The organism is Allostreptomyces psammosilenae, from assembly GCF_013407765.1.
Taxonomy (GTDB): Bacteria; Actinomycetota; Actinomycetes; order Streptomycetales; family Streptomycetaceae; genus Allostreptomyces; species Allostreptomyces psammosilenae.
This window is the reverse complement of record NZ_JACBZD010000001.1, coordinates 293,200-305,731: the sequence shown is the minus strand read 5'-3', so window position 1 is coordinate 305,731 and position 12,532 is coordinate 293,200. Positions and strand designations below refer to the sequence as shown.

Sequence of the window (12,532 nt, the reverse complement as noted above, 5' to 3'; positions counted from 1 at the left end):
AACGCTCCTTGGGTAGTGCTGGGCGTCAGCCCTTGACGGCACCGGCCATGACGCCGGAGACGAGCTGGCGGGAGAAGAAGACGAACGCGATCAGCAGCGGCAGCACCGCCAGCACCGAGCCCGCCATCATCAGCGAGTAGTCCTGGTAGTAGCCGGAGGCGAGCACGTTGAGCGCGGTCTGCACGGTGCCGCCGGTGTCCGGCGGCATCACGATCAGCGGGTAGAAGAAGTCGTTCCAGCTGGTCATGAAGACGAACATGCCGAGCACGGCGGCCTGCGAGCGCACGCCGGGCAGCACCACGTGCCACCACACCCGCAGCAGGTTGGCGCCGTCCACGCGGGCGGCCTCCACCAGCTCGTCGGGGATCGTCTCGTCGATGGCCTGGCGCATCCAGAACACGCCGAACGCGGAGACCAGGGTGGGCAGGATGACCGCGGAGACGCCGGTCAGGCCGAGGTCGGTGACCAGCATGTACAGCGGGACGATGCCGAGCTGGGTGGGGACCATCACGGTGGCGATGACCGCGCCGAGCAGCAGGTTGCGGCCGCGGAAGCGCAGCTTGGTGAAGGCGAAGCCGGCCAGCGAGGAGAACAGCACGTTGGCGACGGTCGTGGTGCTGGCGATGATCAGCGAGTTCTGCAGCGCCGCCCAGAAGTCGACGGTGTCGAAGACCCGGGCGATGTTGTCGAACAGGTACCCGCCGGGGGTGAGCACCGGCGCGCCGGCGCCGACGGCCGAGTTGTCGCGGGAGGCGACGATGAACGACCAGTACAGCGGGAAGAGCGAGGCGATGACCACCAGTACGACGGCCGTGTAGACCAGCGGACTGGGTCGGCCCACGGTGCGCAGTCGCCGGACACGCCTGCCCTTGGGCGCCCCGACGGCGGTGGGGACGGTTGCCATGGTGGGACTCCTGTTTACCGGGCGGACGAGATGCGTCGGACGATCGCGAAGTTCAGCAGCGCCACCAGGGCGATGATGATGAACAGCACCCAGGACACCGCGGAGGCGTAGCCGTAGTCGCCGCGCGCGTTGAGGTAGCGGAAGACCAGCATCATCAGGGTCTGGAACTGGCCCTGCGAACCGCCGGAGCCGTCGGTGGAACCCGCCGCGGCGTCGTACATGAACGGCTCGGAGAACAGCTGGAGGCCGCCCACGGTGGAGATGATCACCGTGAAGATGATGGTCGGTCGGATGGACGGGATGGTCACCGACCAGAACTGCCGCCAGCGGGAGGCGCCGTCCAGCATCGCGGACTCGTAGAGCTCCTTGGGCACGCCCTGCATGGCCGCCAGGTAGATGAGCGCGTTGTAGCCGGCCCACCGCCACATCACCATGATGGAGACGGCGAGCTGCGAGCTCCAGGTGTCCCCGCGCCAGTCGACCGGCTCCAGGCCGACGGCCTCCAGCAGCCAGTTGACCATGCCGTACTGGTTGCTGAAGAACTGGGTGAAGATGATGCCGATCGCGACGACCGACACGATGTTGGGGACGAGGATCGAGGCCCGCCAGAAGGCGCGGCCGCGCAGCGAGGTGTTCAGCATCGCGGCCAGGAACAGCGCGAACAGCAGCTGCGGGACCGTGGAGATCAGGAAGATGCTGAAGGTGTTGCCGAGGGCGTTGTAGAAGTCCTCGTCGCCGAAGAGCCGCTGGAAGTTCTCCAGTCCGACGAAGCCCTGGTTGCCGCCGAGCATCTCCCAGTCGTGCATGGACACCCACATGGTGTACAGCAGCGGGTAGAGCCCGAAGACGCCGAAGACAACGAAGAACGGGGCGATGAACAGGTACGGCGTGATGTGCTTGTCGAACCGGAAACGGCGGTCGCCGCCGGGCGCGCGGCGCTGACCTCGCGCGCCGCCGGAGCGGGACTGCTTGCCGGTGTCCGCGGCGGGCGCCGGCCGGGGCGGACCCGAGGCGCTCGGGTCGACGGAGCGCGCGGTTTCGCTGGACTGCGTCGCCACGTCCGCTCTCCTCTCGGTGGTGGTGGGCCGGCCGCCGCCCCCGCGTCCGTCGCCTCCGGTCTGCCGGGAGCGACGGGGACGGGGCCACGGTGCTGGTCGTGCCGCGGGGGCCCGAAGGTGCTGGGGACGGGGTCGTGCTGGGGTGGTGCGGCGGCGCTGCCGCGGGACGGTGCGGTGGTGCTGGAGCGGTGCGGCCGGGGGGTGGGTGGGACGCCCCCGGCCGCACCGGGTCGATGCGGGTGACGCGGCCGGTCGGGGCCGCGTCACCGGGTCGGCCGCTACGGCCGGAAGCGGTGGGCCGGGTGTTCGCCCGGCCCACCGCGCCGATCACTGCTCGGCCAGTTCCTTGGCCGCTTCCAGGGCGGAGTTCCACGCCTCGTCGGGGGTGGCGTTGCCCTGCTCGACGGTCAGCAGGGCGTTCTGCACCTCGGTGTTGATGTCACCGTGCTGCGGGCCGCGGTAGTTGGGCTGCAGGTCCGTGGCCGAGGCGGCGAAGATCTGGCCGATCGGCGCGTTGGAGAAGTACTCGCTGGTGTGCTCCACCACCGACTGGTTCTCCAGGGCCTCGACGGTGGACGGCAGCAGGCCCTTGCTCTCGAAGATCCGCGCCTCCTGCGCCGGGTCGGTCAGCCAGGCGGCGAGCTTGGCGGCCTCCTCCGGGTGGTCGCCCTGCGCGGGCACGGCCAGCCAGGAGCCGCCCCAGTTGCCGCCCTCGCCGGGCACGTCGGCGACGTCCCACAGGCCGGCGGCCTCCGGGCCGGCGGCGGTCTCGATCAGCGCCAGCGCCCAGGCCGGGCAGACGGTGGTGGCGACGTTGGCGTTCTTGATCGCCGTGTTCCACTCACCGGTGAAGGAGGCCAGGCCGGCGGACTGCCCGTCGGCGGCGGACTCGGCGGCCTGCATGAAGGCGTCCCGGACGGCCGGGTTGGACTCCATGATGAAGTTGTCCGACTCGTCGTAGTAGCTGGTCGGGCTCTGGTTCAGGATCGCCGAGTAGATCGAGTTGGCGCTGTCGTACCACTTCAGGTCCGGCACCTGGCTCATGACCTCGGCGCCCTGGGCGAAGTACTCCTCCCAGGTCGGCCAGAGCGCGGCGACCTCCTCGCGGTCGGTCGGCAGGCCGGCTTCCTCGAACTTGTCCTTGCGGTAGCACATGGCCAGCGAGCCGACGTCGGTGCCGTAGCCGATGATCCGGCCGTCCACGTTGGCCAGCTCGGCCTTCCAGGGCAGCCAGTTGTCCTGGATGTCGGCGGCGCCGTACTCGGTCAGGTCGACGAACTGGTCGGCGGCCTGGGCGCGGAAGCGCGGCATGAAGCCCTCTTCGAGGGCGACGATGTCGGCGGCGCCGTTGCCGGAGGCCAGCTGCGTGGTGAGCTGCTGGTGGTGGGCCTCCATGTCCGCCCGGCGCTCTTCGATGTTGATGTTCGGGTTGGCGGCCTCGTACTCGGCGTAGAGGTCCTCGTACCCGAAGTCACTGAACGTGGCGACGGTCAGGGTGATCTGACCGCCGTCCTCGCCGCCGCCGCTTTCGCTGTCGCCTCCGCAGGCCGAGAGCACCAGCATGGAGGCGGCCATCGCCGCCACCGCTGTGGTGCCTCTCCGAGCGTGCTTGATGCCCATGCCGGGCCTCCCCTGGTGAACGTCTGTCTGGACGGTGTCGCAGGCCTAAACGGGGCGCACGTTACGTAGGAATGAACGCATCGTTGCGCCATGAGAGCGCTCTCAAGATGCCCGTCGGCCAGTGGTGCCGTCAAGACTCGAAAAGGTCACCGTTGTGCATCGGCCATTCGCGTGCACGGTGTGAACGCAGCCACCGTCGTCCCACGGACGCGGGGGCCGTCGCCACGCGGTGAGACGGTTGGTGCGGACCAGACTTCCAGAGGGGTGGACGATCGGGCAACGGGGCGGGAGCCGGGAACCGGCCACCTTCGGTGCCCACGCTCGTGCCCGATCGCCCGCGGACGCACCGTCGGTGACGGACCGTCGGACGACCGCGCCCGGCCCGGTGCGGGGGTGGCCGGCACCGGCCGCCCCCGCACCGGGAGTGCTCAGCGGCGCCGCGGGTCCTGGCGGTACCCGGCGGCGCGGACCGACTTGTGGATCACCTTCCACTGGCGCTCCCGCTCGGCCCGCAGCCGGGCGTCGCTGCGCGAGGCGATCCACTCCTCCTCGCGCAGCAGCTTGCGGTAGCTGTCCAGCCGGCGCCTGGCCAGGGTGCCGTCCTCGACCGCCGCGAGCACGGCGCAGCCGGGTTCGCCCTGGTGGCCGCAGTCGCCGAACCGGCAGCCGGTGGCCAGTTCCGCGATCTCGGCAAAGACCTGCCGCAGCCCGTCGGCGGAGTCGTAGAGTCCGACACCGCGCAGCCCCGGGGTGTCGATCAGCACGCCCCCGCCGGGCACCGGGCCGTCCGCCGGCATGACGTGCAGTTCGCGGCGGACGGTGGTGTGCCGCCCCTTGCCGTCGGAGCGCTCGGCTCCGGTGGCCAGCACCTCGGCCCCGAGCAGGGCGTTGGCCAGGGTGGACTTCCCGGCGCCGGACTGGCCGACCAGCGCCGCGGTGGGGTGCTCGGCGACGCCGGCGAGCACGGCGCCGAGGACGTCGAGGCCGTCTCCGGTGCGGGCAGAGACGGTCAGCACCTGCACACCGGGGGCGGTGGCGGCGATCTCCGCGTGGATCTGCTCGGCGTCGTCCACGGTGTCCGCCTTGGTCAGCACGACCACCGGGGTGGCGCCGCTCTCCCAGGCCAGGGCCAGCAGGCGTTCCACCCGGGCGGCCCGGGGGTCGACGGCCAGCGAGACCACGACGAGCACCGCGTCGAGGTTGGCGGCGACCACCTGTCCCTCGGAGCGCTTGCTGGAGGTGGAGCGGACGAACGCGGTGCGGCGCGGCAGCAGGGCGCGCAGCACCGGCTGGGACGGGCCGGCGGTCCGGCCCCGGCCGCCGGCCGCGCCGTCGGTGCCGTCGGCGCCGTCGGTTGCCGGGAGCTCCACCACGGCCCAGTCGCCGGTGCAGACGGTGGTCAGCGGGTCGGGGGAGCTGACCTCCTGGGCGTCCGCGAGGACCACCCGGCCGTCCACGGCCACCTCGCTGAAACGGCGTTCGACGCGGACCACGCGTCCGGGGCGCAGCCTGCCGGCCGCGCCGGTGGAGCGGGCCCCGGTCAGCCGGGCGAGGTGGTCGCGGAGGTCGTGGTCGAGATCGGCCGTCCAGCCGTGGGTGGCGGCGTCGGCGGTGTGGCGGAGGACCCACTTCGGGTCGGCCGGCGCCGGCGGGGTGGCGGGCGCCGTGGAGGGGGCGCCGCCGTGGAGGGAGGAGGAGTCGGTGGTGGTGAACGGTTCGTTCACTGGTGGGGTGTGCCCTTCGAAAAGGGGTCCGCGCGGCACGGCGCGGTCGGCGCGGGGCGCCGGGACCGTCCGAGGGGGACGGTGCTACGACCAGCGGCTCAGCCGCGGACCCGGGAGGTGAGGAGGCGTCGGTCGCTGCCGCCACGGGCAGCCCTGCTCCAGGCGATCGACATGCTCCACCTCCCTCGAAGAAATCCCGGCCTCGGAGAAATCCCCGGGCCGTCGCCGAGGCGAGGGCCGGGAAGGCCGGTACACCGTTGTCCGGCGCCGCGCGGCCGTGGGCCCGTCCGGCCCCGCCTCGCGACGCGCCCCCAGGCTAGCGGGTCGCCGCCCGCGCCGTCACTCGCTTTTCCGCGCCGGCTCCCGCTCCGCCGTGCGGCCGGCCGCCGGCGCGGGGTCCCGGTCGCCGTCCCGCGGCGCCCGGGCCAGGCCGCGCAGCGCCGTGCTGCCCCTGAGGGAGCGGGTGACGCGGGCGCGCACCTGGTCGGGCGGCAGGAAGTCGGCCCAGCGCTCGGGGAACTCGGCCGGCGGGATCTCGCCGGGCTCCCCGTCGGCCTCCGCGGCCTCGGCGGCCCGCTGGGCGCGGCGGGCCTCGATGCGGGCGATGAGCTCGGTGGCCTCCCGGCGCTGCTCGTCCTCGTAGGCCTGGCGGGCGGCGGTGGTGGCCCGGGAGGGCCACACCGAGTCCACGGCGGCGTTCACGGCGGCGCCGATCAGCACGGATATCGCGGTCACGCCCATCCACAGCAGCACGGCGACCGGCGCGGCCAGCGAGCCGTAGACGGTCGGCCCCTCCACGGTGCTCGCCAGGTAGGTGCGCAGCAGCTCGGCGCAGACCAGCCAGAGCGCCAGGGCCACCAGCGCCCCGGGGATGTCCTCCCGCCACGGCGTCCGCACCGGGACGGCGACGTGGTAGAGGGTGGTCAGGAAGCAGGTGGAGAACACCACCACCACCGGCCAGTACAGGGCGCGCAGCACGACCGCGCTGTCCGGCAGGACGCCCACGACCAGCTCCGGGCCGAGCACCATCAGCGGCAGCACCACGGCGCCCACCACCAGGCCGACGAGGTAGAGGCCGAAGGAGAGCGCCCGGGTGCCGACGATGCCCCGGTGCCCGCCGAGCCCGTACATGATCGTGATGGTGTCGACGAAGACGTTCAGCGCCCGGGAGCCCGACCACAGGGCGAGCAGGAAGCCGACGGAGATGATGTCGGGTCGGCCGCCGCCGGTGAAGACGCTGTCCAGCAGCGGGCGCACCAGTTCGGTGACGGCGTCGTCGGTGAGCAGGGTCTGCGAGACGGCCAGGATCCGGCCGCGCAGGTCCTCGATGGTGCCGGTGCCGAGCCAGTCGTCGAGGTAGCCGAGGGTGCCGGACAGGCCGAGCAGCAGCGGCGGCAGGGAGAGCAGCGAGAAGAACGCCGCCTCGGCGGACAGCCCGGTGACGCGGTGGTCCATGCAGGACCGGACGGTGGACCGCAGGACCCGCCACAGGGCGGGGCGCAGGGGGCGGCGTGGGCGGCGGCCGCGGCGCCGGTCCGGTACCGGCCGGGGACTGCGGGGGGCGACGACGTCGTGCACGTGCTCAACCTACGCCGGTGCCGCCGGGGCGCTGCCGCGCGCCCCACGGTCCGGTACCGGCTCGTGACCCTCCGTTCGACGCCCGATCACCACCGTCCGGAATGTGAGACGCGGCGAGACGGCGCCGGAGCCCGGCCGCCGCTCAGCGCTGCATGGCCAGGGAGATGCGGCTGAGCACCCGGGCGGCGTGCCGCAGCTCGTCGACGCTCAGGTCGTCCAGGTCGCGCTCCCAGTGCAGGCGCAGGCTGGTCTCGATCCGGTCGAGCTCCATCCGGCCGCGGGCGGTGAGCCGCAGCGCGCCCGGGCGGGCGGCGCCGCCGGAGCGGTCCCGCAGCCGCGGCTGCGGCGCGAACTCCACCAGCCCCTCGCGGCCGAACTCGGCGAGCAGGGCGCGCACCTCGGTCTCGTCCAGGCTCGCCACCCGGGCGAGGCCGGCGGTGTCCAGCGCCTGCTCGTCGCCGAGGGCGTCCAGCAGCCGGTGCCGGCCGCCGATCCGGGCCGCGGCCCGGCAGCGCGCCGGGGTGTCGCAGGTCACCGGGTCGTGGTCGGGGCCCCCCGGGTGGTGGTCGGTGCGGGCCGCGAGGAACTCGTGCGCCAGCGAGCGGCGCAGCGCGACGTGGTAGCCGTGCAGGGCGTACCGCAGCGTCTCCACCGCGTCCTCCCGCGCGGGCTGCGGCGGGGGCGCGGCCTGGGCCTGCGGCCGTTCCGCCGCCACCGCCGGCGGCCGGGGAGCGGGCCCGGGCTCGGCGGGCGGCCGTGCGGCGACGGTCTCGGTGCGCATCGCTGTCACCCTTCTGGCTTCCTGGCTGACCGGTGCCGGGCGGCGGGGCCGGGACGGGCACGGGCTACGGGGTCGGGGCGGGCACGGACATCCGCCCAGGTGACTTTAAGCCACGGCGGGGCCACCGGTGTTCCGCACCGGGGGCGGGCCCGTACCGGAAGCACGTGACGCACGCCACGTCGTCCCACATTTCGAACGAAACAAGTCCGATATTCGGACGGCTGTGGACGGAAGTCCCGCCCCGTGACAACCTTTCGAGCATGTCACGCGCTGGAACACCTCTCGTCGGCCGACTCCACGTCGACCTCGGGCGCACGTCCAGCGCCAGCTGTCAGCCGGCCTGACCGACCGCCGCGCCGCGTCCACACCGCCGTGGACGCGCCAACCGGCGCCCCCGGTACCGCGAGGACACACGCGCACGGGCCGCACCCGCCTGCGTCGCGCCCTCACGGTCCGAGCCGACCAAGTCAAGTCCACCCGCTCGACGCCGAAGGACGACGCCCGATGGCCCCCACCCCCGAGTCCCGAGCCGGCGACACCGCAGGCAGTGCCGGCGCCCGCACCCCCGGTGCGCGCGCCGCGGGCACCCGCGCCGCCGGCTCGCGCCGCCCCGCCCGCCCCCGCGGCGAGGGCCAGTGGGCCGTGGGCCACCGCGAACCGCTCAACGCCAACGAGCAGTTCAAGAAGGACGACGACGGCCTCAACGTGCGCCGCCGGATCGAGACGATCTACGCGCACACCGGCTTCGACTCCATCGACGGCAACGACCTGCGCGGCCGCATGCGCTGGTGGGGCCTGTACACCCAGCGCAAGCCCGGCATCGACGGCGGCAAGACCGGCGTGCTGGAGCCGCACGAGCTCGACGACAAGTACTTCATGCTGCGCGTGCGCATCGACGGCGGCGCCCTGAACGTCGCCCAGCTGCGCGCCGTCGCCGAGGTCTCCCGGACCTACGCCCGCGGCACCGCCGACATCACCGACCGGCAGAACATCCAGCTGCACTGGGTGCGCATCGAGGACGTGCCCGCCATCTGGGAGAAGCTGGAGGCCGTCGGCCTGTCCACCACCGAGGCGTGCGGCGACACCCCCCGCGTCATCCTCGGCTCCCCGGTCGCCGGCATCGCCGAGGACGAGATCATCGACGGCACCCCCGCCATCGAGGAGATCACCCGCCGCTACATCGGCAACCCCGAGTTCTCCAACCTGCCGCGCAAGTTCAAGTCGGCCGTCTCCGGCTCCCCGCTGCACGACGTCGTCCACGAGATCAACGACATCTCCTTCGTCGGCGTCGTCCACCCCGAGCACGGCCCCGGCTTCGACCTGTGGGTCGGCGGCGGCCTGTCCACCAACCCGCGGCTGGCCGAACGGCTCGGCGTGTGGGTGCCGCTGCAGGACGTCCCCGAGGTCTGGGCCGGCGTCATCGGCATCTTCCGCGACTACGGCTACCGCCGCCTGCGCAACCGCGCCCGGCTGAAGTTCCTGATGGCCGACTGGGGCCCGGAGCGCTTCCGGCAGGTCCTCCAGGACGAGTACCTGCACCGCGAGCTCGTCGACGGCCCCGCCCCCGCCGAACCCGACGCCCGCTGGCGCGACCACCTCGGCGTCCACCGGCAGAAGGACGGCCGCTACTACGTCGGCGCCGCCACCCGCGTCGGCCGCACCAACGCCGACCTGCTGGCCAAGGTCGCCGACCTGGCCGAGGCCCACGGATCGGACCGGATCCGGACCACCGTGGAGCAGAACCTGCTCGTCCTCGACATCCCCGAGAACCGCGTCGACTCCCTCGTCGCCGGCCTCGCCGAACTCGGCCTGCACGCCAAGCCCAGCCCGTTCCGGCGCGGCACCATGGCCTGCACCGGCATCGAGTTCTGCAAGCTCGCCATCGTCGAGACCAAGGGCCGCGGCGGCGACCTCATCGACGAACTCGAACGCCGCCTGCCCGACTTCGACGAGCCCGTCACCATCAACCTCAACGGCTGCCCCAACGCCTGCGCCCGCATCCAGGTCGCCGACATCGGCCTGAAGGGCCAGCTCGTCATGGACGCCGACGGCAACCAGGTGGAGGGCTTCCAGGTCCACCTCGGCGGCGCCCTCGGCCTGTCCGCCGGCTTCGGCCGCAAGGTCCGCGGACTGAAGGTCACCGCCAGCGAACTCCCCGACTACGTCGAGCGCCTGCTGCGCCGCTACCGGGAAGAGCGCAAGGACGGCGAGCGTTTCGCGGAGTGGGTGACCCGCGCGGACGAGGAGGCCCTGGCGTGACGGGCCACCACCACGCGGGCGAGCGACCGAGGAGGAACAGGTGAGCGGAGCGGAGGGCGCCACGCGAGCCGTGCCGTTCTACTGCCCGTTCTGCGGCGAGGAGGACCTGCGCCCCTCCGAAGCCGGACACGGCGCCTGGGAGTGCGGCGACTGCGCCCGCGCCTTCAGGCTCTCCTTCCTCGGCCTCGTGGCCCGTGGCGCCGCCGCCCACCGCGGCGCGACGCCCGCCGGCGCCGAGACCGACCACCGGGAAGACCGGGAAGAAGGGACCACGACGTGACCACCGGTTCCATCCGCATCCCCCACGGCCCCATCCGCACCCCCGAACAGCTGCGCGACCTCGCCGAACGGGCCGGCCGCGACCTCGAGGGCGCCCCCGCCCTGGAGATCCTGCGCTGGGCCACCGACACCTTCGGCGACCGCTTCTGCGTCACCTCCTCCATGGAGGACGCCGTCGTGGCCCACCTCGCCTCCCGGGTCCGCCCCGGCGTCGACGTGGTCTTCCTCGACACCGGCTACCACTTCCCGGAGACCATCGGCACCCGGGACGCCGTCGCCGAGGTCTACGACGTCAACGTGATCACCGTCACCCCGCCGAAGACCGTCGCCGAACAGGACGCCGAACACGGGCCGCAGCTGCACGACCGCGACCCCGACCTGTGCTGCCAGCTGCGCAAGGTCCTGCCGCTGCGCGACGCCCTCACCGGCTACCAGGCCTGGGCCACCGGCCTGCGCCGCTCCGAGTCCCCCACCCGGGCCAACACCCCCGTCGTCGGCTGGGACGAACGCCGCGGCAAGGTCAAGATCTCCCCCATCGCCGCCTGGACCGACACCGACGTCCAGGACTACATCGACGAGCACGGCGTCCTGACCAACCCCCTGCTGATGGACGGTTACACCTCGATCGGCTGCGCCCCCTGCACCCGGCGCACCGCCCCCGGGGAAGACGCCCGCGCGGGCCGCTGGGCCGGCCGCGCCAAGACCGAATGCGGACTCCATGGCTGAGCTGATGTCCACCCCCACCACCACCGAGACCACGGCCGGCACCGGCGCGCCCCCGGCCGCCGGCGCCACCGTGTGGCTGACCGGCCTGCCCAGCGCCGGCAAGACCACCATCGCCACCGCCCTCGCCGACCGGCTGCGCGCCGCCGGCCGGCGCGTCGAGGTGCTCGACGGCGACGAGATCCGCACCTTCCTGTCCGCCGGACTCGGCTTCAGCAAGGAGGACCGGCACACCAACGTCCAGCGCATCGGCTTCGTCGCCGAACTCCTCGCCCGCAACGGCGTGCTCGTGCTGGTGCCGGTCATCGCCCCCTACGCGGACAGCCGCGCCGCCGTCCGCGACCGGCACGCCGCCCACGGCACCCCCTACCTGGAGGTGCACGTCGCCACCCCGCTGGAGGTCTGCTCCGAGCGCGACGTCAAGGGCCTGTACGCCAAGCAGCGCGCCGGCGAACTCACCGGCCTGACCGGCGTCGACGACCCCTACGAGCCCCCGACCGACCCCGACCTGCGCATCGAGACCCAGGCCGGCACCGTCCAGGACTCCGCCGACGCCCTGCACACCCTGCTGACCGACAAGGGGCTGCTCGCATGACCACCGAGACCACCACCCCGACCACGGCCACCGGGGCCGCCACCGCCGCCCCCGCCGGCGTCCTGGACGGCGAGAACCCCTACACGCTGTCCCACCTCGACGCCCTGGAGTCCGAGGCCGTCCACATCTTCCGCGAGGTCGCCGGCGAGTTCGAGCGCCCCGTGCTGCTCTTCTCCGGCGGCAAGGACTCCATCGTCATGCTGCACCTGGCGCTGAAGGCCTTCTGGCCCGCCCCGGTGCCCTTCGCCCTGCTGCACGTCGACACCGGCCACAACTTCCCCGAGGTCATCGCCTACCGCGACCGCGTCGTCGCCCGGCACGGCCTCCGCCTGGAGGTCGCCTCCGTGCAGGAGTACATCGACTCCGGCCGGCTGCGCGAACGCCCCGACGGCACCCGCAACCCGCTGCAGACCGTCCCCCTGCTCGACGCCATCGAGAAGGGCCGCTTCGACGCCGTCTTCGGCGGCGGACGCCGCGACGAGGAGAAGGCCCGCGCCAAGGAACGCGTGTTCTCCCTGCGCGACGAGTTCGGCGCCTGGGACCCCCGCCGCCAGCGCCCCGAACTGTGGCAGCTCTACAACGGCCGGCACGCCCCCGGTGAGCACGTCCGCGTCTTCCCGCTGTCCAACTGGACCGAGCTGGACGTGTGGCAGTACATCGAGCGCGAGCACATCGAACTGCCCGAGATCTACTTCGCGCACGAACGCGAGGTGTTCCAGCGCAACGGCATGTGGCTCACCGCCGGCGACTGGGGCGGCCCCAAGGACGGCGAGACCGTCGAACGCCGCGTCGTCCGCTACCGCACCGTCGGCGACATGTCCTGCACCGGCGCCGTCGCCTCCGACGCCACCACCGTCGAAGCGGTCATCGCCGAGATCGCCGAGAGCCGCCTCACCGAACGCGGAGCCACCCGCGCCGACGACAAGCTGTCCGAGGCCGCCATGGAGGACCGCAAGCGCGAGGGCTACTTCTAGGCCGGCCCCCCGACCGGCCGCCCGCCGCCGGCCCGCG

Annotated in this window: 11 protein-coding genes; 5 read left to right on the top strand and 6 right to left on the bottom strand. The window is 73.2% G+C overall.

What is annotated here, in order from left to right; genetic code table 11:
- Nucleotides 1-25: 25 nt before the first annotated feature.
- From FHU37_RS01120 to FHU37_RS01095, 6 genes are all read right to left on the bottom strand, one after another.
- A complete protein-coding gene (locus tag FHU37_RS01120; RefSeq protein WP_179812354.1) occupies nucleotides 26-904 on the bottom strand; it encodes a carbohydrate ABC transporter permease in 879 nt (292 codons plus the stop codon).
- A gap of 14 nt (nucleotides 905-918) precedes the next feature.
- Entirely contained in the window at nucleotides 919-1,962 is a 1,044-nt protein-coding gene (locus FHU37_RS29195; RefSeq protein ID WP_179812353.1) for a carbohydrate ABC transporter permease, read from the bottom strand.
- 327 nt (nucleotides 1,963-2,289) lie between these two features.
- Nucleotides 2,290-3,582, bottom strand: coding sequence for an extracellular solute-binding protein (locus FHU37_RS01110; protein ID WP_179812352.1), 1,293 nt, complete (start codon nucleotides 3,580-3,582; stop codon nucleotides 2,290-2,292).
- A 428-nt stretch (nucleotides 3,583-4,010) separates the two neighbouring features.
- The gene (gene rsgA / locus FHU37_RS01105; protein WP_179815936.1) at nucleotides 4,011-5,126 is read right to left on the bottom strand and encodes a ribosome small subunit-dependent GTPase A; all 1,116 of its coding nucleotides are present in this window, start codon (nucleotides 5,124-5,126) and stop codon (nucleotides 4,011-4,013) included.
- Nucleotides 5,127-5,645: 519 nt separating this feature from the next.
- Nucleotides 5,646-6,884: a YihY/virulence factor BrkB family protein gene (locus FHU37_RS01100; protein WP_376773873.1), complete on the bottom strand. Its 1,239-nt coding sequence runs from the start codon at nucleotides 6,882-6,884 to the stop codon at nucleotides 5,646-5,648.
- A gap of 142 nt (nucleotides 6,885-7,026) precedes the next feature.
- On the bottom strand, nucleotides 7,027-7,665 hold the full coding sequence (locus FHU37_RS01095; protein ID WP_179812351.1) for a hypothetical protein: 639 nt from the start codon (nucleotides 7,663-7,665) through the stop codon (nucleotides 7,027-7,029).
- 504 nt (nucleotides 7,666-8,169) lie between these two features.
- On the opposite strand from FHU37_RS01095, the gene FHU37_RS01090 reads away from it, so the two are divergent.
- Genes FHU37_RS01090 through cysD form a run of 5 tightly spaced genes read left to right on the top strand, consistent with a single transcriptional unit; the run spans nucleotide 8,170 to nucleotide 12,495 of the window.
- Entirely contained in the window at nucleotides 8,170-9,924 is a 1,755-nt protein-coding gene (locus FHU37_RS01090; protein WP_179812350.1) for a nitrite/sulfite reductase, read from the top strand.
- A 40-nt stretch (nucleotides 9,925-9,964) separates the two neighbouring features.
- Nucleotides 9,965-10,204, top strand: coding sequence for a hypothetical protein (locus FHU37_RS01085; protein WP_179812349.1), 240 nt, complete (start codon nucleotides 9,965-9,967; stop codon nucleotides 10,202-10,204).
- A gap of 17 nt (nucleotides 10,205-10,221) precedes the next feature.
- The gene (locus tag FHU37_RS01080) at nucleotides 10,222-10,929 is read left to right on the top strand and encodes a phosphoadenylyl-sulfate reductase (protein ID WP_179815934.1); all 708 of its coding nucleotides are present in this window, start codon (nucleotides 10,222-10,224) and stop codon (nucleotides 10,927-10,929) included.
- A gap of 4 nt (nucleotides 10,930-10,933) precedes the next feature.
- Nucleotides 10,934-11,521, top strand: a complete 588-nt coding sequence (cysC, locus tag FHU37_RS01075; RefSeq protein WP_179815933.1) for an adenylyl-sulfate kinase — start codon at nucleotides 10,934-10,936, stop codon at nucleotides 11,519-11,521.
- Nucleotides 11,518-12,495, top strand: a complete 978-nt coding sequence (gene cysD, locus FHU37_RS01070) for a sulfate adenylyltransferase subunit CysD (RefSeq protein WP_246449521.1) — start codon at nucleotides 11,518-11,520, stop codon at nucleotides 12,493-12,495. Before cysC ends, cysD begins: the two co-directional genes overlap by 4 nt.
- Nucleotides 12,496-12,532: the final 37 nt, after the last annotated feature.

Coding starts and splice junctions, on each gene's coding strand:
- FHU37_RS01120 (WP_179812354.1), bottom strand. CDS start 904: ATGGCAACCGTCCCCACCGCCGTCGGGGCGCCCAAGGGCAGGCGTGTC.
- FHU37_RS01110 (WP_179812352.1), bottom strand. CDS start 3,582: ATGGGCATCAAGCACGCTCGGAGAGGCACCACAGCGGTGGCGGCGATG.
- FHU37_RS01095 (WP_179812351.1), bottom strand. CDS start 7,665: ATGCGCACCGAGACCGTCGCCGCACGGCCGCCCGCCGAGCCCGGGCCC.
- FHU37_RS01090 (WP_179812350.1), top strand. CDS start 8,170: ATGGCCCCCACCCCCGAGTCCCGAGCCGGCGACACCGCAGGCAGTGCC.
- cysC (WP_179815933.1), top strand. CDS start 10,934: ATGTCCACCCCCACCACCACCGAGACCACGGCCGGCACCGGCGCGCCC.
- cysD (WP_246449521.1), top strand. CDS start 11,518: ATGACCACCGAGACCACCACCCCGACCACGGCCACCGGGGCCGCCACC.